The 20,068-nt window shown below is 62.2% G+C and carries 22 protein-coding genes and 1 pseudogene; 12 read left to right on the top strand and 11 right to left on the bottom strand.

Going from position 1 to position 20,068, the window contains the following annotated elements:
* Positions 1–254: 254 nt before the first annotated feature.
* The gene (locus E0E00_RS13630) at positions 255–1,106 is read left to right on the top strand and encodes a hypothetical protein (RefSeq protein ID WP_130813071.1); all 852 of its coding nucleotides are present in this window, start codon (positions 255–257) and stop codon (positions 1,104–1,106) included.
* Between the two features lie 23 nt (positions 1,107–1,129).
* Here the strand turns inward: E0E00_RS13630 and E0E00_RS13625 are convergent, their stop codons facing one another.
* Positions 1,130–2,089, bottom strand: coding sequence for an undecaprenyl-diphosphate phosphatase (locus tag E0E00_RS13625; protein ID WP_130813070.1), 960 nt, complete (start codon positions 2,087–2,089; stop codon positions 1,130–1,132).
* 114 nt (positions 2,090–2,203) lie between these two features.
* A complete protein-coding gene (locus E0E00_RS13620) occupies positions 2,204–2,419 on the bottom strand; it encodes a hypothetical protein (RefSeq protein WP_130813069.1) in 216 nt (71 codons plus the stop codon).
* A gap of 128 nt (positions 2,420–2,547) precedes the next feature.
* On the opposite strand from E0E00_RS13620, the gene yihA reads away from it, so the two are divergent.
* From yihA to E0E00_RS13600, 4 genes are all read left to right on the top strand, one after another.
* A complete protein-coding gene (gene yihA / locus E0E00_RS13615; protein ID WP_130813068.1) occupies positions 2,548–3,132 on the top strand; it encodes a ribosome biogenesis GTP-binding protein YihA/YsxC in 585 nt (194 codons plus the stop codon).
* A 47-nt stretch (positions 3,133–3,179) separates the two neighbouring features.
* Positions 3,180–3,530 carry a hypothetical protein gene (locus tag E0E00_RS13610; protein ID WP_130813067.1) on the top strand — a complete coding sequence of 117 codons (351 nt, stop codon included), beginning with the start codon at positions 3,180–3,182 and terminating at the stop codon, positions 3,528–3,530.
* Between the two features lie 110 nt (positions 3,531–3,640).
* A complete protein-coding gene (locus E0E00_RS13605; protein WP_130813066.1) occupies positions 3,641–5,764 on the top strand; it encodes an ATP-binding domain-containing protein in 2,124 nt (707 codons plus the stop codon).
* Positions 5,765–5,906: 142 nt separating this feature from the next.
* Positions 5,907–6,149, top strand: a complete 243-nt coding sequence (locus E0E00_RS13600; protein WP_036576377.1) for a TM1266 family iron-only hydrogenase system putative regulator — start codon at positions 5,907–5,909, stop codon at positions 6,147–6,149.
* A gap of 2 nt (positions 6,150–6,151) precedes the next feature.
* Here E0E00_RS13600 and E0E00_RS13595 read toward each other — a convergent pair whose 3' ends face one another.
* Together E0E00_RS13595 and E0E00_RS13590 are read right to left on the bottom strand one after the other, a co-directional pair.
* The gene (locus tag E0E00_RS13595; RefSeq protein ID WP_130813065.1) at positions 6,152–7,567 is read right to left on the bottom strand and encodes an ATP-binding cassette domain-containing protein; all 1,416 of its coding nucleotides are present in this window, start codon (positions 7,565–7,567) and stop codon (positions 6,152–6,154) included.
* 12 nt (positions 7,568–7,579) lie between these two features.
* Positions 7,580–8,662 (bottom strand): ABC transporter substrate-binding protein, encoded by a 1,083-nt coding sequence (locus tag E0E00_RS13590; RefSeq protein ID WP_130813064.1) that lies wholly within the window; start codon positions 8,660–8,662, stop codon positions 7,580–7,582.
* A 418-nt stretch (positions 8,663–9,080) separates the two neighbouring features.
* Here E0E00_RS13590 and E0E00_RS13585 point away from each other — a divergent pair, with 418 nt between their 5' ends.
* From E0E00_RS13585 to E0E00_RS13570, 4 genes are all read left to right on the top strand, one after another.
* Entirely contained in the window at positions 9,081–9,593 is a 513-nt protein-coding gene (locus E0E00_RS13585; RefSeq protein ID WP_130813063.1) for a YbhB/YbcL family Raf kinase inhibitor-like protein, read from the top strand.
* 108 nt (positions 9,594–9,701) lie between these two features.
* Positions 9,702–11,492, top strand: coding sequence for an oligoendopeptidase F (gene pepF / locus E0E00_RS13580; RefSeq protein ID WP_130813062.1), 1,791 nt, complete (start codon positions 9,702–9,704; stop codon positions 11,490–11,492).
* 103 nt (positions 11,493–11,595) lie between these two features.
* A complete protein-coding gene (locus tag E0E00_RS13575) occupies positions 11,596–12,522 on the top strand; it encodes an ABC transporter substrate-binding protein (RefSeq protein ID WP_130813061.1) in 927 nt (308 codons plus the stop codon).
* A gap of 23 nt (positions 12,523–12,545) precedes the next feature.
* Positions 12,546–13,196, top strand: a complete 651-nt coding sequence (locus E0E00_RS13570) for an amino acid ABC transporter permease (protein ID WP_130813060.1) — start codon at positions 12,546–12,548, stop codon at positions 13,194–13,196.
* An 80-nt stretch (positions 13,197–13,276) separates the two neighbouring features.
* On the opposite strand, the gene E0E00_RS13565 is transcribed toward E0E00_RS13570, so the two are convergent.
* The 4 genes from E0E00_RS13565 to E0E00_RS13550 form a co-directional block, all read right to left on the bottom strand.
* A complete protein-coding gene (locus tag E0E00_RS13565) occupies positions 13,277–14,173 on the bottom strand; it encodes an SPFH domain-containing protein (RefSeq protein ID WP_130813059.1) in 897 nt (298 codons plus the stop codon).
* A gap of 198 nt (positions 14,174–14,371) precedes the next feature.
* Positions 14,372–14,824, bottom strand: coding sequence for an HIRAN domain-containing protein (locus E0E00_RS13560; RefSeq protein WP_165443711.1), 453 nt, complete (start codon positions 14,822–14,824; stop codon positions 14,372–14,374).
* Complete coding sequence (locus tag E0E00_RS13555; RefSeq protein ID WP_130813057.1) at positions 14,817–15,617, bottom strand: J domain-containing protein; 801 nt, start codon at positions 15,615–15,617, stop codon at positions 14,817–14,819. Before E0E00_RS13555 ends, E0E00_RS13560 begins: the two co-directional genes overlap by 8 nt.
* A 196-nt stretch (positions 15,618–15,813) precedes the next feature.
* Positions 15,814–16,104, bottom strand: coding sequence for a hypothetical protein (locus E0E00_RS13550; protein ID WP_130813056.1), 291 nt, complete (start codon positions 16,102–16,104; stop codon positions 15,814–15,816).
* A gap of 201 nt (positions 16,105–16,305) precedes the next feature.
* Here E0E00_RS13550 and E0E00_RS13545 point away from each other — a divergent pair, with 201 nt between their 5' ends.
* The 3 genes from E0E00_RS13545 (at position 16,306) to E0E00_RS13535 (ending at position 17,631) form a co-directional block, all read left to right on the top strand.
* Complete coding sequence (locus E0E00_RS13545) at positions 16,306–16,719, top strand: helix-turn-helix domain-containing protein (RefSeq protein WP_130813055.1); 414 nt, start codon at positions 16,306–16,308, stop codon at positions 16,717–16,719.
* A 15-nt stretch (positions 16,720–16,734) separates the two neighbouring features.
* On the top strand, positions 16,735–17,181 hold the full coding sequence (locus E0E00_RS13540; RefSeq protein WP_130813054.1) for a GNAT family N-acetyltransferase: 447 nt from the start codon (positions 16,735–16,737) through the stop codon (positions 17,179–17,181).
* 261 nt (positions 17,182–17,442) lie between these two features.
* Entirely contained in the window at positions 17,443–17,631 is a 189-nt protein-coding gene (locus E0E00_RS13535; protein WP_130813053.1) for a hypothetical protein, read from the top strand.
* 649 nt (positions 17,632–18,280) lie between these two features.
* Here E0E00_RS13535 and E0E00_RS15505 read toward each other — a convergent pair.
* The 3 genes and pseudogenes from E0E00_RS15505 to E0E00_RS13520 form a co-directional block, all read right to left on the bottom strand.
* A complete protein-coding gene (locus tag E0E00_RS15505) occupies positions 18,281–18,532 on the bottom strand; it encodes a hypothetical protein (protein WP_371683410.1) in 252 nt (83 codons plus the stop codon).
* A gap of 305 nt (positions 18,533–18,837) precedes the next feature.
* A pseudogene (locus tag E0E00_RS15500) lies at positions 18,838–19,029 on the bottom strand (GntR family transcriptional regulator); the annotation flags it as partial.
* A gap of 717 nt (positions 19,030–19,746) precedes the next feature.
* The gene (locus tag E0E00_RS13520; protein WP_242622160.1) at positions 19,747–19,905 is read right to left on the bottom strand and encodes an IS3 family transposase; all 159 of its coding nucleotides are present in this window, start codon (positions 19,903–19,905) and stop codon (positions 19,747–19,749) included.
* Positions 19,906–20,068 lie beyond the last annotated feature (163 nt).

Genomic DNA, 20,068 nt, shown 5'->3' with positions numbered 1-20,068 from the left:
CCGACGACAGGTCTCAGAGACCCCAGCGAGGCACGAGTGTGTCGCGCGGCAGCCACGGCAGTCGCTCCCACGGAAGCGGCAACAGCGCGCCTCGCCGAGGACACAGCTCGCATGGCGAACGCGGACGGGGTGCTGGATTGCACCCGCGCCGGCAGTCGTCGCTGAGCTATAGGTCACAGGGACGCAGCCGCCAGCGGGACTATGAGCTGAGAAGCCGCAGCATTGGTTTTGGGAGTGCCGGGCGGTGGCGCGTCATGGGCCTTGATGCGCGCATGGTGCTCGTCCTGGTGCTGGGCGTTGTCGCTATAGTGCTCTTCATCTTCGCCATTTCCAGTTGCGTTGCCAACAGCGCCGCCCAGAGGCAGCAGGAGGCCGAAGCGGAGAAGCCCCGCGTGGCAAGCGGGATCTCGGACACGCTCTCGCAGGAGCTCACCGCGCGCCTCGACCAGAATGACCAGATCGCGCAGATTGCAGCCAACGCCGACCGGTACGGAGACGAGCGCCTGGTTGAGCTGGCCCTCGACGAGCCCGATGCGGCGTCTCTCGTCGCGGGCTACCTTGACTCCGACAAGACCGCGCAGGCATACGATGAGGATGCCTCCATTGGGAGCTATCCGCAGCTCTACGACTGGGACTCCCGTTGGGGCGCGGTTGACTACGCAGGCAGCGCGCTCGCAATCACGGGCTCTGGCCCCACTGTGATGGCGATGGCGGTCATCGGCCTTACCGGCTCGACTGACAACACCCCTGCAACGATAGCGGCTCTGGCCGAGAAGGACAGCCTGGCTACGGGTGACTCGTACCTGAGCGGGGACTTCTTCACGACCGAGTCCAACTCGCTCGGCGTGGTCTACCACGCCTACGACACCTCAGCCGAGAACATCTCGGCAGTGCTCGCGTCGGGGACCGTACTGGCCATGGAGGTCAAGGCGAACTCGCTCACAGCCTACGACCACTGGATCCTTGTGGTCGAGAAGGGCTCCGACGGCACCTACACCGTACACGACCCAACCTCAAGCGCCGTGACGGCAAAGACCTGGGACGCAGACACGCTGGCAAATGCGTCTGCGGGGAAGTTCTACGCACTCACGAAGATGGCGTCGTAGCGGGTGAACGGTGCCGCCGGTGCCTACGCCGCGACCAATGCGAAGTATGCGATGACAACGACGCCCAGCGCAATGCGGTACCAGCCGAAGGGCTTGAAGTCGTGCTTCTTCACGAAGCCCATGAGGAAGCGGATGGCCGCAAGCGATACGAGGAAGGCTACGATGCAGCCCGTGAGCAGGATGGCCGCCTCGGGGGTGGTGAAGGTGTTGCCCTTGAGGAAGTACTTCACAAGGCGCAGGCCCGAGGCCCCCACCATCACGGGAATCGCCAGGTAGAACGTAAACTGCGCAACCACAGTGCGCGAGCAGCCCAAGATGAGACCGCCAATGATGGTGGATCCGGAGCGAGACGTGCCCGGGACAATCGAGAGCACCTGGAAAAGGCCGATGCCTAGTGCCGTCCTCCAGTCGAGGTCGTCGATGTCCTGGATGCGGACGTCTGCGTCTGCTGCCTGCGAGACCGTGAGCTTCTGCTGGGGTGCGGCAGACGAGAAGTGACGCGGGCGATAGGGGCCTGCGGCCGTAGCTGGAGCCGTGACGGGCATGGCCATGAGGCGCCGGGCGCGACGCTCGCGCATGGACTCGATCACGATGAACACGATGCCGTAGACGATAAGCGCGGCGGCAATCACAAACGGGCTTCCCAGGTGGTCCTCGATCCAGTTGTCAAGCGGCAGCCCCACCATCGCGGCGGGGATGCAGGCAACGATGGTCTTGCCCCAGAGCATCCAGGTGGAGCGGCGCTCGCCCGCAGACTTGGCACCCGAGAACGGGTTGAGCTCGTGGAAGAAGGCGACAAGCACGGCGATGATGGCGCCAAGCTGAATCACCACAAGGAACATGTCCCAGAAGTCCTTCGAGACGTTGAGCGGCATGAACTGCTCGAGAAGGAGCATATGTCCCGTCGACGAGACGGGCAGCCACTCGGTGATGCCTTCGACCATGCCATAGGCTGCTGCCTTGAGAAGCTCGAGAAGGTCCACGTTTCCCCCTTTGTGCGCGGGCCACCGCATGTGCGGGCGCGCGTGCTTGCGAACGAGTCCATGATGAAGGGTGCGCAGCGCGAGCGACGGGGCCGGTGGGCTTTCAGCGAAAAACTACGGCTCGGGAACCTGTTCGCTGGGGCCCTCGGGCACGTCCTCCTGGACGGTCAATGCACCCTGCTGCTCCTCCTCGTGCCCTCCCATCCTGAGCAGCACCGGAACGCCCCAGGCGAGAAGCCCCGCAAGCAGCGCGATTGCCGCGGCGAGAAGGAGCGTGACGAGAAGGGAGTGCTTGGGCGGCTCGTCAGGCTTTTGGTCCTTGGGGTCCACGCTTGTCTCCGTCCTTCTCGCCGGCTCCACTCATAGCGTCATTCTACTCCGTGAGACAGAGGGACAGTCCCCTTGTCTCATTCGGGTAGAATGACGCCTTAGGAAATCGTGAAAAGGGGACTCCAACCATGGCGCTCAACCTCCAGAACGCTCGCTTCATCGCCTCGTACGGAACGGTCGACGGCCTCCCTGCGCCCACCACGCCGGAGGTTGCCTTTGTCGGCCGCTCCAACGTGGGCAAGTCGTCACTTCTCAACAGGCTGCTGGGGAGAAAGGCCCTGGCCAAGGTCTCGTCTCAGCCGGGCAAGACCGCCAACGTGAACTTCTTCGAGGCCGACGGCATCAGTTTTGTCGACCTGCCCGGTTACGGCTACGCACGCGTCTCGATGTCCGAGCGCCAGCGCTGGGCCAACCTCATCTCGGGCTACTTCGCGCAAGAGCGCAGCTTTAACCTGGTCATTGCCCTGGTCGACGTGCGCCTGGAGGCTCAGAGGCTCGACCAGGACATGCTCGGGTTCCTCCATGAAAACGAGCTGCCCTTCGTAGTCGCGCTCACCAAGGCCGACAAGCTCAGCCGCCCTAAGCAGGCACGCCAGGTGGAGCTCCTTTCTCGCCAGCTCGAGGTACCGCGCGAGCAGATGCTGCTCACCTCTGCGCAAACCGGTCTTGGCATCGACGAACTGCGCAAGCGCATCGAGAGGGCCTGCGACTAGACACGCCGTGCACAACCGAGAAGACCACGGACGACCAAGGGGGACGTATGGCAATACGCAGGCGCGAGCCCGAGAGGCTCGAGGAGTACGTCTTTGAGAGCACCGCCATGGTTCTCACGGCCGACCTCGAGATGGCCAGGCACTCCGTGACCTCGGCCTCCGGCGAGTTTGTGCGCGAGAGGGGGCCGTTTGGCATTGGCACCTCCTGGCGCTGTCTGGTCTTCAACGAGCTAATGGGTCGTCTCAACTCCAGCGAGATGAACGCGCTGGCACTGGGGGCAAGCCTTGACCCCAAGGCGCTCCCCGACCGCATTCCGTGCACGGTGGCGTACTCGAACGCCGGGGGATTTCCGTCCTGCACCGTGCGCCTTGCCATCGACGGTGACGCCACAACCTAGCGCCTGTCGCCCCACTCTCACCCCACTCGGCGCTACAGAGCCACGGTGCTGTCGCCCCTCTCGCGTTACAATAGTCCGTCACGCTTTTGTGCCGGGCACGGGGAGGACGCATGGCAGACGAGACGCACGACGATACGTTCCGTGAGGAGCAGGACCATCTGAGCGCGATATACGCCCAGCTCTGCGACCTGCGCGATACCCTCACTGAGGAAATCGAGACCAACCACAGGGGCGCCGCGGACGACCTTCGCGAGATGAGCGAGGAGATTCGCCCGGACTTTGGCGGCACAGACGAGACCATGGAGACGCTCGCCGCCATCGAGACGCTCAACTCGGTCATCGACACGTACAACCAGTACCACGACTTCACCGTGGAGAAGCTCCAGCACGTGCTTCTGCTGCTGCGCCAGCCGTACTTTGCCAAGGTCACGCTCGAGATGCGACCCGACCGCCCACCCCGCGACGTCTACATTGGCGCCGCCGGCATGACCGACAAGCGCAAGCGCCCCCTCATCGTGGACTGGCGCAGCCCCGTTGCCGAGACCTACTACAACCAGGAGATGGGCACCACCTCCTACCAGGTCGATGGTCGCACACGCACCGTGAACCTCCTGCTGCGCCGCCAGTTTGACATCACGCGCGACACGCTCAACTCGTACTTTGACACAACGGTGGCCATCGAGGACTCGCTTCTTCTCGGCGCCCTCAAGAAGCACCACTCGGAGAAGCTCGCAGCCATCACGGCCACAATCCAGCGCGAGCAGAACGCAGTCATCCGCCACAAGGACGTGCCCGTGCTTCTCGTGAGCGGCATTGCGGGCTCCGGCAAGACGTCTGTGCTGCTCCAGCGTGTGGCCTACCTCTTCTACCAGGAGCGCAAGACTCTCTCGGCCGACCAGGTCTTCCTCTTCACGCCCAACGACGTCTTCCTCCGCTACATTGACACGGTACTGCCCAGCATGGGCGAGAAGAACCCGCGCATCTTCACGTGGCGCGGTTTCCTCTCCTCGCTTGGCCTCTCCGAGCGCGGCGACGGGCGCGACGGCAGCCCGGAGGAACTCGCGCACCTGGAAGAGGGTGTGCGCACACTGACGCTCGAGCCCGATGACCTGCGCGAGGTTCGCTGCGGCGAGCGCGTGATGCTCAAGGCGTCCTCGGTGGCGGGTGCCGTGGCCAAGTTCTCGCGGATTCCAGTGGGGCCGCGCCTCATGGCGTTGGTCAAAGACGAGCTGCACGACCGCCTTGACCGCAGGCTTGCAGCGCTTTCGAAGAGCGAGGAGATCTGGGAGGAGATGCTTGGTCTCGACGTGGAGGAGCAGGTCGAGGTCTTTGGCCAGACGATAAGCCCCGCGTGCGACGATGAGTGTGCCTCCTACGCCCTCACCTACCTGCGGCACCTCTTTGCCGATGCGCATGACGAGATCGAGCGCGGCAACTGGCTGCGCATCGATCGCATCGGCATACGCGTGCTGGGCAAGAGCGCCCTCTCGGCTGCCGAGTGGGTCTACCTCAAGCTGCTGGTGATGGGCGGCGGCGAGAAGTCTGCACGCTACGTGATGGTGGACGAGGTGCAGGACTACACCGTGACGCAGCTCATGGTTCTTGCGCGCTACTTCCCGCAGGCGCACTTCGTGCTGCTGGGCGACGAGCACCAGGCCATCCGAGAGGGGACGGCGACCTTCGACCAGGTGCGCCAGATCTTCTCGGCCACGCATGGCGAGGCCGAGACTTGCGAGCTTCTCACCAGCTACCGCTCGAGCCCCGAGATCACAGCGCTCTTCACGAGTCTCTTGCCGCTGGACGAACGGGCGCGGCTCGCCTCGGTCCAGCGCGCGGGCACACCGCCTCGCATTGTCGAGGTGGCAGACGGTGACGCAGGGCACTACGTCGCTGAGCTGGGACGCATTGCCGAGAAGGCCGCTGGCGAGGAGGGCTTGACCGCCATTGTCGCCGCCGACGCCGCCCGCGCCAACTGGATTGCCAAGCAACTGGGAAAGCGCGTGCGTCTCATGGAGCGAGATTCCCTGATGCCGGCAACGGGTGTGGTGGTGATGGATCTTCGCCTGGCGAAGGGCCTCGAGTTTGACCATGTGGTGGTACCCGACGCGCAGGCCGCGGTCTATCCCGACACGCAGCTGTCACGCAGGAGGCTCTACACCGCCATCAGCCGTGCGGTGCACGAGGTCACAATCGTGTCGCAGGGGGAGCTGTCGCCGCTGGTGCCTCGGGGGTAGGGACGCAGGGGCGGATTGGCAGCGGAAGCCCCTTTCTCGTACGCATCCCCGCACCAACGCGCCTTGCGGCGTCAAAGCGGTGCCGCGGGGCGTATTCTTGCAAGCGGCACAGGGAGAAGGGACAACCCATCGGGAGGCCACCATGGAAACGCGTGTAGCGGTGCTGGGGATCATCGTCGAGGATCCGGATTCGGTCGCGCGCCTCAACGAGGTGCTTCACGAGAATGCGGGCATCATCATCGGCCGCATGGGCATCCCCTACCCCAAGCGTCACATGAACGTGATTTCGGTCGCAGTCGATGCTCCGCAGGACACCATCGCGGCGCTTGCCGGGCGCGTCGGCGCCATCCCTGGCGTGAGCGTTCGGGCAGCGTACTCGAAGTAGGGTTACCTCTCGGCAACCTCACCCAAGCGCACGGCCGACGCGCGCAGCAGCTCAGCGTCCCCGGGTGCATGCGAGGCCACAAGCAGCGTGCGCCCCCTGAGGTGTCGCATGACAAATGCGGCCGCCGCCTCATGCGTAGCCGCATCAAGCGAGGCGAACGGCTCGTCGAGAACGACGCCCGCACTGGGATGCGCGAGCGCTCGCACCAGCTCTACTCTCCTGCGCTGCCCACCGGAAAGCCCCGCAACAGGCCTGCCCAGCGCATCCTCGGGGAGAAGCTCCGCCAGAAGCGCATGCGCCTCGCCCCCAGAGAGCGCCCCCGCCGAGCAGAGCAGCACGTTTTGCTCGGCAGTCATAGCCTCTACCAGCCGGGAATCCTGGAACTGCACGGAGAGCCCGCCCCAGCCCGGTGCCAAGACCCGTCCAGCAAGCGGGGCGAGAAGCCCGCACGCGGTTTGTATCAGCGTGGTCTTCCCTGCCCCGGACGGGTCGGCGAGCACCGCGCGCGACCCCGGTGCCAGCACCAAATCGCAGGTAGCAACAGCGACATCGCCGTAGCCCAAGGTCACGCCCTCGAGAGCAATCCCCGCTGGCACAGGTGCCGCGACCCTGCGCCGCTCGCCCGCAGCTCGTGGCACGCTGGCGCCAAGCGCCCAACAACCCGTGGAGCGAAGCCACGCGAGGAAGGCCTTCTCGCACGCCCACGAGAGCGCCACCACCACGATGGTCCACGCAAAGAGGTCGCCGGTCTCGAGCAGGAGCTTTGCCTGGTAGATGCGCTCACCCATGGAGCCGCGCGGGCTGCCGATGAGCTCGGCGGCAACACCGGCCTTCCAGGCCATGCCACAGGCGTTCCTGCACGTTGCCACCAGGTACGGGAGAAGCTGCTGCCACGTGTCTGCGAGGAAGCGCCGCCAGCCGGGCACGCCCATCACGCGGAGCAGCTCGCCCAGGCTGGGGTCTGCGGCCGAGCGCCCCTCGAGCACGCTGAAGTAGATTGCCGGGAACACGGCGAGAAAGACGGCGATGGCCGAGACCCGCGTCGAGCCCACCCACATGAGCAGCAGCACAATCACGCAGACTATGGGCACGCTCTTGAGAAAGCCCACCGCCGGGGCGAGGAGCTCGGCCAAGGCATGCCGGCGCTGGGCGAGAAGCCCCAGCACCAGGCCAAGTGCGAGCGCCACGGCAAAGCCCACGGCGATTCTTGTCAGCGAGAAGCCCACGACGGACCAGAAACCGGCCGTGGGCACGAGCTCCACCAGCCGCACGAGAACTGCCATGGGGCCGGCAAGCAGCAGCTCGGAACCCACGGCCATGCTCGCCAGCTGCCACACCACGAGCCAGAACGCCACGGCACCCGCGCGGCGCAGCACGCCGTGCGGGGTCATGGGTGCATTGCTGCTCTCGCCTGCCATGCCTACGTTGGGCTAGCCCACATAGTAGAAGTCGTCGCCGGGGAGGGCGCCACCCACCGAGGAGGCGTCGGCATCGTAGAGAACCTGCAGGTAGCCGGAGAGCGCGGAGCGCATCTCCTCGCCCGTGGCGCACACGATGTTGCACTTGGGGATGGCCTTCTCGGCGATGGCCTCGCTGGCCACGATGCCGGCCTTCACCACGAGCGGCGCCGCGGCGGCAGGGTCGCCGTTCACGGCAGCGACGGACTCTGCGTGACGCGAGAGGAAATCGGCAACGGCCGCGGGGTGCGCGTCCACAAACTCGGAGCGGGCGATGGTCACGCCCATCACGAACTGGCTGCCCGAGCCGCCGGCGTAGCGGTCCCAGACGTCGGTGAGGCTCACGGGCGCGGAGAGCGAGGGGTCCTTGGCCAGCGTAGCCGTGGTGAAGGGCTCGGGCAGGATGGCGACGGCGGTGGGGTCTGCCTGGATGGCCGCGGCGCACTCGCTGTGCTCGCTCTTGAACTCGATGGTCACCTGGTCCTTGATGCCGGCCTGGCCGAGCAGGTAGTTGAGCGTGTACTCGGGGCTTGCGCCCTGGCCGGAGAGGTAGACGGTGTGGCCGGCGACGTCCTCGAACTGCCCGACCGTGGCATCTCCGGTGACCACGGAAAGCACGCCCAGGGTGTTGACGTCAATCACGCGCACGCCGCCCTGGGTCTTGTTGTAGAGGACGGAGGCCACATTGGAGGGCACGAGGGCAATGTCCGTCTCACCCTGGATTACCAGCGGCAGGACCTGGTCGGCCGCACCGGAGATGGTGTAGGAGTACGTGATGCCGGTCGAGCCCTCGGCGGGCTCGGTGGGGGTGTCCTCGGTGGGGACGCCGGAGGTGGTGTCCATCATCGAGACCAGGCCGATCGTGGTGGGGCCCTTGAGCGACGCCACGCGGGCGGTTACGTCCTCGGTGGCGGCGGAGGTTGAGGAGTCGCTCGGGGAGGCGGCGTCGGTGGACTGCGTCTGGCTGGCCCCGCAGGCCGTAAGCGCAAGGCCAGCGGTGATGGAGCCGAGCGCGGCGAGCGCCTGACGACGGGTGATGTTGCTGTTCCTGAGCATGGCTTCTCCTCACATGTTGTCGGCGCTGCGGAATGTCGGCGCCTCTCGTCTGTAGTGTGGCCGCTTTCGCGCGACCGGATATGGCGCCTTTCGTCTGGCCGTCTGGGCCTCGCGTCAGGCCTGCTCATTCTACCATGTGGGGGGTTGCACCGGGTCGCGAGCAGCAGGGCGAACCCAGCCGGGTTCGCGACAGCGGGCGAGACGCGCGTCGACAGGCGGCGCGCTCGTCTCAGCCCTCGATTTATTGCGCGCTACTTTATGGTAACGATGATATTTTCCCAGTTGGGCTTCGAGTATCAAAAACGGACGCGCAATAATTATGCTCCGGGAGTTGGAAGCTCCTTGCATGACCCGCGCAAAGCCAGGAGCTCTTCCCCTCTCGTACAATGGACGCACCACACCAACCTGGGAGGCACTCATGGACGTACATGTAAAGCTCGACGAGAACGGCTACATCCCCGACGCCTACGCCAAGTACGCCGACAAGAACGGCCTGCATGCCGGCACGCCAACGCGCTCCTTTCCGTTCGAGGTCACGGGCGTGCCTGCGAACGCCGCCACGCTCGCCGTGGTCTTCTACGACATCGACTCCATCCCCGTGTGCGGCTTCCCCTGGATCCACTGGTGCGCCTGCGGCATTCCGGCGAGCAAGGCCTCGTTTCCCGAGAACGCCTCCAACCAGGGCTTCGCTGGCATGGTGCAGGGGAGAAACTCGTCGGCGTCTCGCCTCGTGGGAAGCAATGACCCGCTCCTCACCTGCCGCTACAACGGCCCACAACCGCCCGACCGCGACCACACCTACACCCTGCGCGTCTACGCTCTGGACAATGCGCCGCAGCTCAGCGAGGGCTTCTGGCTAAACGAGCTGCTCCATGCCATGGAGGGGCACGTCCTGGGCGTGGCCATAGCACAGCTCCCCGGTCGAGCATAGGCCGCCCAGGCGGGACGGCCACCCCTCCCGCCTGCGGTCATGGTACACGCCCCAACTCCAGCGTGTACCATAGGGAAGTCTGAAGAACTCCCACCCGAAGGAGCACGCATGCAGTATCAGTCGCGCGACCAGATTCCCGAGAGGTACCGCTGGGACCTCTCGTCCATGTGCAAGGATGACAAGGACTTCGAACGCCAGCTTGAGGGTGCCAAGGCCTTCCCGGCAAAGCTCGCGGCATACAGGGGCCGTGTGAGCGCCTCAGCCGAGGACCTTCTCGCCTACCTGCGTCTTGTTGACGAGTCGAGCGTGACCCTCGACCGTCTGGGCAACTATGCCGACCGTCAGGCCGACGTCGACACCCGCGTGGCCAAGTACCAGGTCTACTCCGACCAGGTTATGGGCCTGGAGGTAGAGACCGAGGAGGCCTGCTCGTGGTTCTCGGCAGAGCTTCTTGGTATGGCAGACGAGAAGCTCGCCGCCTTCTTTGCCGAGGAGCCGGGCCTTGAGCACTACCGTCGCGCGGTCGAGCGCGAGCTGCGCATGCGTCCGCATCGCCTCTCGGCGCCGGAGGAGGCCATTCTCGCCCGCACAGGCGATTCCGCTGCCCAGCCAGAGCGTGTGTTCTCGCAGCTCAACAACGCCGACCTCACCTTTACCGACGCCACGGACGCCCAGGGCAAGAAGCATCCCGTGACCCACGGCAGCTTCATCAACCTTGAACGCAGCCATGACCGCGTGCTGCGCAAGTCCGCCTTTGACTCGGTCTACGCGAGCTACGGAGCGCACCGCAACACCTGCGCCGGGCTTCTCGCCGCCCAAGTAAAGCAGCTCAAGTTCTTTGCGGACTCGCGCCACTACAAGGACGCCCTGGAGTACCGCCTCGATGCCAACGAGGTGCCCACCTCGGTCTACGACAACCTTGTGGGCGCGGTGAACGAGAACCTCGGCGCGCTCCACAGCTATGCGAGCCTGCGCAAGAGCGTCCTAGGCGTGGATGAGCTGCACTTCTGGGACATGTACGTGCCGCTCGTCGATTCGGTTGACCTCACCTACACCTACGAGGAGGCCTGGGAGCTCATCTTGAAGGCGCTCGAGCCGCTGGGCGAGAACTACCTGACCATCGTACGCGAGGGCCTTGAGCGGCGCTGGATTGACGTATACGAGACGCCCGGCAAGCGCTCGGGCGCGTACTCCTCGGGCTCTTATGGCACCAACCCCGTAATCCTTACGAGCTTCAACGGAAGCCTCGATGACGTCTTCACGCTGGCGCACGAGATGGGCCACTCGGTGCATACGTACCTCTCGTGCCATGCGCAGTCACCCACCTACAGCGACTACCCCATCTTTGTGGCCGAGGTGGCATCCACCCTCAACGAGGCGCTGCTCTCTCACTACCTCCTGGAGCACACCGCAGACCCAGCGGCCCACGCCTACGTGCTCAACAACTTTGTCGAGTCGTTCCGGGCGACGCTCTACCGGCAGTGCATGTTTGCCGAGTTCGAGCGCAACGTAAATGAGATGAACGCCGACGGCCGCGGCGTCACGGCCGATGCGCTCTGCAAGCGCTGGGGCGAGCTGAACGCGCAGTACTTTGGCGACGCCGTTGTCGTGGACGATGGCATTTGCCTGGAGTGGGCGCGCATCCCGCACTTCTACTACGGCTACTACGTCTACCAGTACGCGACGAGCTACGCAGCAGCCATTGCCATCTCGAACCGCATCCTCACCGAGGGCGCGCCTGCCGTCGAGGAGTACCTGGGCTGCCTCAAGGGCGGATCCAGCAAGCCGCCTATCGAGCTTCTGCGCGACGCCGGTGTTGACATGGCAACGCCCAAGCCCGTCGAAGACGCACTGGCATACTTCTCGCGCCTAATCGACCGGCTTCGCGACGAGCTATGAGACAGGTGAGACAAGGGGACAGTCCCCTTGTCTCATAGCAGATGGCTAGGATTTCAATGAGCTACAATGGGCACTCGCTTCAGACACGTATGGGGGCATCCGCATGAACAGCAAGCTGAACAAATCGATTGGCCGCAGGGCATTTCTCGGACTTACCATAGCAGGCGCCACAATCATGCTTGCGGGCTGCGACGGCTCGCAGGATTCCGCCTCCTCCAACAGCACGTCAAGCACGACTGCCGCCCCGCCAGACGGCGAGGCCACCGCCCTTTCCGGCCGGCATCTCACCTTCGTGGGCGACGACGCCTTTGCCCCCTATCGCTATATCGAGATGCAGTCGGACGGCACCCAGAGGGTCGTGGGTCTCGACATTGCCGTAGCAGACGAGATGGCCAGCCGCCTTGGCTTCACCTACGACTTCGAGCCGCAGGAATTTGCCGCCACGCTTGCTTCCGTCCAGTCGAGTGACACCTCATTCACGATGGCGATGTCATCAAATGCCGAGCGCGAGCAGACCTATGACTTCACCCGTGGCTACTACCAGCCGCTCGTCGGTGTGCTTACCCTGGGCGGCGACCCCACAACGGCCATCGACGGCCTTTCCGGCAAGAGCATCGCCTGCACAACCGGCACCGTCCAGAACAAGTTTGTGACTACCGTCCTGCCCAACGCCGACATCCACACCTACGATGGTGGCGACCAGTGCCTTCAGGAGGTTCTCGCCGGCCGCATCGACGCCTACGTGTGCGACGGCGCCGAGGGCCAGTCCATGCGCGACGCCAACGAAGGCCTGGTGCTGGGCCTTCTCGACCGCAGCGAGACCAAGGACTACGTGGGCGTCTACCGCATCATGGCAACGAAGGGCGCATCCTTTGTGGCCGATTTCGACCAGTGCATCGGCGAGATGCTCGAGGACGGCACCATCGACCAGCTCATTGGCACCTATGTTGGCACGGACTTCGAGTGGGGCGGGGACTTCTCTGCATCTGGCACGGCAACGGAGGGCGTGGGCTCCTCCTCGTCCAAGTAGCGATCAGCTGGCGAGAAACCCGCATGAACTTCTCGGTCATCGAGCCTTACCTGCCAATGTTCGCAAGCGGGCTTGCCGTCACCCTCGAGGTGACGGGGGCCGCGCTGGTCCTTGCCTTTGCGTTGGGGTTCCTCATCGCCGTACTCAAGGTGCTGCCCTGCAGGCCGCTGCGCCTCGTGCTCGACTTCTACACCTCGATCTTCCGCGGGATCCCCCTCATCGTGCTGCTCTTCATCGCGTACTTCGCAACGCCACAGCTCACGGGCTACAAGGTCTCGATGTTTGCAGCGTCGGTGCTCACGCTGGGGCTCAATGGCTCGGCTACCGTCTCGGAGACCGTCCGTGGCGGCATCGAGGGCGTTGACCGCGGCCAATACGACGCCGCGCGGGCGCTGGGGCTTCCCTACCGCCTCATGATGTGGGAGATCATCATTCCTCAGGCGCTGCGCTCAGTCGCTCCGGCACTGGTCAACGAGGTAATCACCGTGCTCAAGAGCTCCTCGCTTGTGGCGACCATTGGCCTCATGGACATGATGCGCGCGGCACAGAGCGTCCAAGCGCTCACGTACCGCGCGTTTGAGCCGTTCATCGCCGTCGCCGCCGTCTACTACGTGATCGTGATGACGCTCGTGGCGGTGGGCAAGCGACTGGAGCGTCGGGTGAAGCGGGCATAGCCGCCGCTGCAATCGAGGCAGGTGGGGTTCTCGTCCCCTATCCTTATGCTCTGCTGGCAGCCGCAACTCCCGATGGCCGCCTACCTGCCCTCGGAGGCCTTCTTCCCCGCGACGATGCTCTTGAAGACGCCGCCCTGGTCAAAGTCCTCAGGCAAAAGCACCGTGGCCGCCTTGCCACTCGCAGCGTAGTTGTTCATCATGTCGGTCCACTGGGTGAACTCGAAGAGGCGGTTGGCCTCCTCCTCGGTAACACCCGACTCTCGGATGGTGTCGATTGAGTCCTTGATGCCGCGCGCGATGGCGACACGCTGGTCGGCGATGCCCTTGCCCTCTGCGGCCATGGCCTCAGCCTTGGCCTGAGCAGCAATGACGGTCTTGGCCTTTGCGGCGTTGGCGTCGTTGGTCGCGCTCTCGAGGTTGTTCTTCGAGGCGATGATGTGGTTCATCGACTCCTGGACCTCCTGCGGCAGCTTGATGCGCGTGATGAGGGTGGTTACCAGGACGTATCCGTAATCGAGCATCTTGGCGGCAACGACCTCGTCGATTGCGTGGGCAATGGCGTCCTTCTCGGAGAAGACCTCGTCCAGCGTGCGCGCGGGAATCTGGGAGCGCAGGGCATCGGCCAGGTAGTCCTGCATCTGGCCAACCGGGTCCTGCAGCGTGTAGAAGCTGCGGTAGACGCCGGAATCGGCGCCCTTCTCGACATCGGCGTAATCCACGTGGTACTGGATGGAGACATCCAGCTCGATGGTCACGTTGTCTGAGGTCTTGGCATCAAAGGTCATGTGCTCGTCCTCGGTCATGAGGCTCACGTCGCGCGTGATGTCGATGAAGGGGAACTTGACATGGAAGCCTGGGCCGGCAAAGCCGTGGAACTTACCTAGGCGCTCGATGACGGCGACGTGCTGCTGGCGCACGGCATAGCCTGTTGAAAGCACAAGGATCACGATGACGACGATGGGTACGATCATGAACATGAAAGACCTCCGGTCTGTTGTTGACGGACACTGGACCCCGATAAGCATATCAGGTGCAGAGGTCCGACAACAGCGTGGCGACATGTTGGAGTATGACGGTCGACATGGGACAAAGGGACTGTCCCCTTGTCCCACTTGTCTCGTCCGCAGTCGAAGGCCGAGGCGTTGTTCTCCTAGGTGTCACTGCCGTGACGAGCCTTAGTCATCGAGCCACACCCCCATGCCGATCTTCCACCAGCTACCTACTAGCTCCACCTTGGTGACCTCCCCATAGAGGCGCTTTCCACCGTCCATGAGGCGCGCAGGAATCTGGTTGATATCGGCAGAAACATAGCCCAGATGCTCGCCGTGCGCATTGAGTACCCTGATGGCCCAGTGGTCGTAAGCGTTTTTGTCATCGCGCTCAAGGCGCAGGTGGTCGCCCTCGTGCAAGCCATGCGCCAGATCCTCGATGTTTGCCACATGGGTGGTCCCAGCTACACACGTGTCTGGCACCAGACAGATTGGCTGCGAGAAGGGCTTGGGCACGTTAACGCCGAGCCCACTCTGCCCATGTATCGCTGCAATAATCGCACCGGCCGTCGCGGAGGTAACGGCCACCAGACCTCCCGCCGTACCGGACGGTCCCACAACCGCCCTCTCGTCACTCATCGAAGCTCCTCTTGAGCTTCTCGAGGCGTGCGTCGCACTCATAGCGCATGCGCTCCCACTGCTCGATGGCAGCCTTGAGCTCCATGGTGCGCTCCGCTACCCAATCAGGGTCGGCAAGCATGTGACCAAGCTTTATGTCCTCACCCTCCTCGAGCTTGTGTAGCTGCTGACGCATGACGTTCTCCTCGATCTGGGCAAGCTCAAGCTCCTCTGCGAGAAGCGTCGCATCGTCCGTCTCTGCAAGATCATCCGGGCCATCGAAGCGGCGCGTGGCCACCTCCAGGGAGCGGAGGGCTTCCACGTCACCGTTTTTGTAAGCCGCCTGCGCAATCTGGAAGAGCGCTGCGCGCTCCTCGTCCTCTCCCACATGCACGTCGGGGTGCAGCCGCTTCATGAGTGTTCGGTACACGGAGTGAAGGATGTTGGCCTCCGCCTTTGTCATGGGCACCAAGCCCGCACGCCAAGCGAGCGCTTGCTCGGCAGCGGAGTGCGCCTCTTCTGCCAGCGCCGACCACTCCGCAAACTCGATGTCGAGCACGGTCTCGATGTGATCCATCCGCGGCGCTACTCCCCTGTTTGCTTGTCCTTGCGCCAGCGCCAACCTTCGCTTTGCACGGCGTGCGGCGATCTCGGCTTCGAGAAGGCCCTGCTCCCAGCAGCCAATCTTGAGCGCATAGTCCGCCCGAATCTGCAGAATCTGCTGAAGTTTGATGTCTTCCATGCGCGTGACCAACCCCAGGACGGAGTCACGCGCGACACGAATCTCTTTTCTCAGCTCCTCCGCTGTTTTCACGTTCTCCGCCATCTGGCCCCCGCATCACGGCATTCCCCGACTTCGTGTGCCTTGACCTTACTGCCAAGGCGCGACACTAATTAGGCCCTTATGTGGGGAATACGGATGGAGCACGACAAGCGGCCAGTGGGACCGCAGTCGCCACCAGCCGCACGCGTGTCTTTTTTGGCTGCAGTTTGCGCTGTTGCCGACTCCCCTATGCAACCTCGTAGAAGCGGATGTCGGGATCGGCCGCCCAGGTTGGCTTGAGGCTAGGGGCAACCTTTGTGGTGAAAAGGTCACTCGTCAGGTATGCCTTCGCGTGCTCCATGCTGTCAAAGCCGTGGATAACCTGGACGTCCTCGTCGCGAACAAGAAGCTCCTTAGTAAGTGCACCTTCGATGGTGTCCAAGAACGGCTGGCGATAGTCATGGTAGACCTTGGCTGCCGCAGCGCGGTTCTCAGGATTGACAGTCATGGTAACCTGCAGATATGCCCTTACGCTCATGGTTTGGTTCCTTCCCTTGTTGCCCATTTTATGGCTGTTGCCATGATGCCGGCGAGCGCCCACCGGCCATGCTCAAGATATTCGTGCAGCGCTGAAATCTAAAAATATAGGGCAAATTATGAGTTACTCATAATTTTATTAGTGAGTTACAACTGCAGAGTTATAAAGCCACAATGACTTGCAACAACACGGAGGAGAGCCATGACGCATAAAAGAAAGCTTGGGAAGGACATCCGGTGCCCCTTGGAGTACGGGCTAGACGTATTTGGCGGCAAGTGGAAGAGCCGCATCATTTGCGTGCTTTCCACCAAGGAGCGGCTACGCTACAGTCAGCTGCGAGACGAGATGACCAACGTCTCCGATGCCGTCCTCTCCTCCGCACTCAAAGAGCTCATAGCCGATGGCATGGTGTTGCGCGAGAGCTTTGACGAGATACCTCCGCGCGTGGAATACTCACTTACCAAGCGAGGGCTTTCCGCAGTTCCCATTCTGCGCTCCATCTGCCGCTGGTCGGGCCTCACGCACCGTGAGGTTACGTCTGACGCACCGCGCCAATGCCAGGTCTGCGACTATGTTGATGTCACGGTGGTGGGACACCCCACCGTCCTCCAATAACTCAAGGTAACTCGCATGCGCATCGATGACGCGCCCAACAGAACGCCGCAGCTTGTTGAAGCCCTTCTCAACATATGGGAGCGCTCGGTTCGCTCCACGCACGCCTTCCTCGGCGAAGCCGACATCACACGGATCCGCGCGTACGTCCCGCAGGCTATCGCGGGTGTCGAACGCCTGGCGGTTGCGTATGCAGAGGACGGACACCCTCTCGGTTTTGCCGGCGTGAATGGGAAGGCGCTTGAGATGCTGCTCGTTGATGCAGACGTGCGCGGGACGGGCGTTGGCTCGGCCCTTCTCCACCGTGTGGTGGACATCTGGCACGCCCAAGAGCTTGAGGTAAACGAGCAAAGCCCGCAAGCCGTGGGCTTCTATGAGCACATGGGATTCGTGGCGTTTGACCGCAGGGAGACAGATGACCGAGGCGAGCCGTATCCGCTGCTTCGATTGAGGCTTGAAGCGTAGGAGTTCATGGGAGGCATTGTCCTCGGTCCCGCTGACCGGTTTTCTGTGCCGCGCCCCCAGCCCAAACACGAATTGACGGTTGGTGGCAGTTTTGAGTAAATTCTTTATATACTATCAACGACGTGTTAATTCGCTGACCTGCAGTTCAACAAGAATCAAACCGATTTGTACTCAGAGCATCCCCAAAAAACTGCCACCAACCGTCAATTCGTGCCATTCACACCCTCAAGGCCCTGCCATCCGTACCCCTCAAATGTGCGCATGCGGGACAGCGGCATCTTCGAGCACACCACCCTCAACGGCCAGACGATTCAGACTTGGCCGACGTTCCAATACGGCTACTTTGGAACGTTTCTAGGCAACCCCGGCTTTGAGCTGCTAAACAAAGCGCTCGATAAGCTTGCCAAGAAGTACGGAGTCTCACAGACCTCGCCGCTGGTGTCTATATAGACCTGAGCCGCAAGGGCTGGTACCAGCCCTTCCTTGCTGCAGGACGTCGGCCATCCTGATTTGTACGGGTCACAAGCCCGGCAATTGCAAGGGTCGCATAATCGTTGTTGGCGAGGGGCAGCGTTTGTGGCGACGTAGCATGGGGCAACTTGAGGAAGGGCACGGAATGTGGCAGCACTCCCGGTGGTGTTGCGAATCCGATTGGCACGAATTGACGGTTGGTGGCAGTTTTTCGTGTATACCTCGAGTATCGAAAGCTTCGAGTTTTGATAAATCGCAGGTCAGAGATTTATCACTCTACCTATCACATATAAAGGATTTGCCGCAAACTGCCACCAACCGTCAATTTGTGTTTCACCGGAATCTCGGAATCGATGAAAACACAACGAGGCTGCAGGATAACCCAGCAGTCCTGCTGCAATCATGGGCGAACTCCCCACTCGTTATGCCCTACGGCGTCGCACAGCGACCACGAGCGCAGCAGCAGGCTGCTTCTCGACCAGACCGAGGCTTTGGAGGGGCCTAGAGGGTCTGCCCAAAGCTCCGCTTCCTTCTCGCCAAGCAGTCTGGAAACATTGACGACCGCAAAGCGGAGAAACGCTACTTTGCGATAGTCAAGGGCGTGGACATCGAGCCCATTACCTAACGGCTACGCCTTGCAGGCCCGCGCATCCAGACCCTGCGTGTCCAGACCGTTTTGCGTACCAAACTCAATCTGGAAGTAGTCCCAACGCTTGTGGCTGACGGAGTGCTCTGCCACTCTACCGCTGGCCAGAGTGGTTATCTTCTCCTGGCGAACGCAGGGCACCCTACCCTTAAGGCCAAGAAGCTCAACGATTTCCTTAGGCGACGGGAAGACGATGCTGTCTCGCTCGATGAAGCTCTCGTCATCGAGGTGAATTCCGAAGTCCTCGCGGAAGCGGCTGTAGATGGACGTATAGCAGTCCTTGCCACGCTCCGGAATCCGTAGGTGGCCGGGATGTGGGACTCGGTGACCAGGAAGCTCTCATTTTTGATGCGGTGCACGCGCACGAACTCGTAGTAGTCCTCGCTGTCCGCAAGGCGAAGTTTGGCGCGAACATCGGGGTCATCGCCCTTCTCCATCGAGAGGACCTCGACGCTCTCGTCCTCCCAGCAGCCAGCGAAAACCTCGATATCGGCGAACTCGACGATCTTATGCCTGCTCGACCGCGAAATGAAGGTGCCGCGGCCCTGCTCGCGAACGAGATAGCCCATCGAGACCAGGTCTCGTATGGCACGTATCACTGTTATAGAGCTGACGTCAAATCTCGAGATGAGTTCCGCTTCGCTGTAGAATCGGTCTCCCGGAGCAAACTTGCCGGTCTGAATCTCGCGGCGCAGCTCGTCTTCGATTAGCTGATACTTTGGGATGCGCATGTCAGTCTCCGTTTGTTGTGGCCGTAAACACGGAATACGCGAACCGGTCGCGCCCCATCATACACGCCTCGCATATTATACGAAGCTGGCAACCTGCCTATAGGTATGCTTTCTTGTACTAGGCCGCACTAAAATACAACCATGTTTTCAGATGACCCCTCGTACCTTGTATTTGTTTGATTGTATTTGCGAATATCCACAAGGATTTTAATTTTGAAATTTATTAACATGCTTAAGGAATCTCAAGCTTATTTTAGCTTGTCACATACCGTTTACACCAGTATTTACGCCGTTTGAGCGCGCGAGATAATCTTAATGCGGCCAGCTTGTCCGACCCCATCTCGCACGGTGCAATGAATTCTTCTTATGCAAAGATTTCGTACAAAATGATGGTTTTAGAACGTTGAATGGCCGCTCCGATACTCCCCTTGGTTAACTGTTGCCCAATAGCCCACCTCCAATCCAGGCACGATAGCGAAATACGTGAGGATGAACGCCGTAACAATTAGTAGGAGTACGAATGCTTTCAGACCACCATGCACCATGCCAACGATTCGCCAAGGAGCAGCCAAGCCATCCATGCCATGCGCCATACAAAAAACGTGGCCCCCGCACCTCGTGAACTGCATCCCGATTCTTGGACGGGCTAATAAGCGGCCTAGACCGCGTTTAGGGACTGATTCCGGAACTCCTCCGGGGTCAGCCCTTCAGTCTGACCTATCTCCTCCTAGTGTTCCAGTGGACGACGTATGCGTCGGGGTCCCGCCTGAACTCCTCGAGGCTCGCCCACGTCTGGTTCCGGAAGGACTCGTCCCTCAGATGGCCGAACACCTGCTCCGTCGCGCCGTTGTCGATGCGGTTGCCCTTCCTGGGCATGCTCTGCACGATGCCGGCTGCCCGCAGGCGTCCGCGCCGTAGTTTTGCAGTTGCCCTAGTCTGACCTCCCACCCCTTGCCCAGCTAGATGGGCATTTTTTATGTCAAATTTTAAGTATTTATCTTGTTACGTTGTGTTACGCGGTGTATAATGCGAAGCACAT

The sequence above is a fragment of the Olsenella sp. Marseille-P4559 genome, assembly GCF_900605015.1.
In the GTDB taxonomy this organism is placed as follows: domain Bacteria; phylum Actinomycetota; class Coriobacteriia; order Coriobacteriales; family Atopobiaceae; genus Tractidigestivibacter.
This window is presented reverse-complemented; position numbering and strand designations above follow the sequence as displayed.

Coding starts and splice junctions, on each gene's coding strand:
- E0E00_RS13630 (WP_130813071.1), top strand. CDS start 255: ATGGGCCTTGATGCGCGCATGGTGCTCGTCCTGGTGCTGGGCGTTGTC.
- yihA (WP_130813068.1), top strand. CDS start 2,548: ATGGCGCTCAACCTCCAGAACGCTCGCTTCATCGCCTCGTACGGAACG.
- E0E00_RS13610 (WP_130813067.1), top strand. CDS start 3,180: ATGGCAATACGCAGGCGCGAGCCCGAGAGGCTCGAGGAGTACGTCTTT.
- E0E00_RS13605 (WP_130813066.1), top strand. CDS start 3,641: ATGGCAGACGAGACGCACGACGATACGTTCCGTGAGGAGCAGGACCAT.
- E0E00_RS13600 (WP_036576377.1), top strand. CDS start 5,907: ATGGAAACGCGTGTAGCGGTGCTGGGGATCATCGTCGAGGATCCGGAT.
- E0E00_RS13595 (WP_130813065.1), bottom strand. CDS start 7,567: ATGGCAGGCGAGAGCAGCAATGCACCCATGACCCCGCACGGCGTGCTG.
- E0E00_RS13590 (WP_130813064.1), bottom strand. CDS start 8,662: ATGCTCAGGAACAGCAACATCACCCGTCGTCAGGCGCTCGCCGCGCTC.
- E0E00_RS13585 (WP_130813063.1), top strand. CDS start 9,081: ATGGACGTACATGTAAAGCTCGACGAGAACGGCTACATCCCCGACGCC.
- pepF (WP_130813062.1), top strand. CDS start 9,702: ATGCAGTATCAGTCGCGCGACCAGATTCCCGAGAGGTACCGCTGGGAC.
- E0E00_RS13575 (WP_130813061.1), top strand. CDS start 11,596: ATGAACAGCAAGCTGAACAAATCGATTGGCCGCAGGGCATTTCTCGGA.
- E0E00_RS13570 (WP_130813060.1), top strand. CDS start 12,546: ATGAACTTCTCGGTCATCGAGCCTTACCTGCCAATGTTCGCAAGCGGG.
- E0E00_RS13565 (WP_130813059.1), bottom strand. CDS start 14,173: ATGTTCATGATCGTACCCATCGTCGTCATCGTGATCCTTGTGCTTTCA.
- E0E00_RS13560 (WP_165443711.1), bottom strand. CDS start 14,824: ATGAGTGACGAGAGGGCGGTTGTGGGACCGTCCGGTACGGCGGGAGGT.
- E0E00_RS13550 (WP_130813056.1), bottom strand. CDS start 16,104: ATGAGCGTAAGGGCATATCTGCAGGTTACCATGACTGTCAATCCTGAG.
- E0E00_RS13545 (WP_130813055.1), top strand. CDS start 16,306: ATGACGCATAAAAGAAAGCTTGGGAAGGACATCCGGTGCCCCTTGGAG.
- E0E00_RS13540 (WP_130813054.1), top strand. CDS start 16,735: ATGCGCATCGATGACGCGCCCAACAGAACGCCGCAGCTTGTTGAAGCC.
- E0E00_RS13535 (WP_130813053.1), top strand. CDS start 17,443: ATGCGGGACAGCGGCATCTTCGAGCACACCACCCTCAACGGCCAGACG.
- E0E00_RS13520 (WP_242622160.1), bottom strand. CDS start 19,905: ATGCCCAGGAAGGGCAACCGCATCGACAACGGCGCGACGGAGCAGGTG.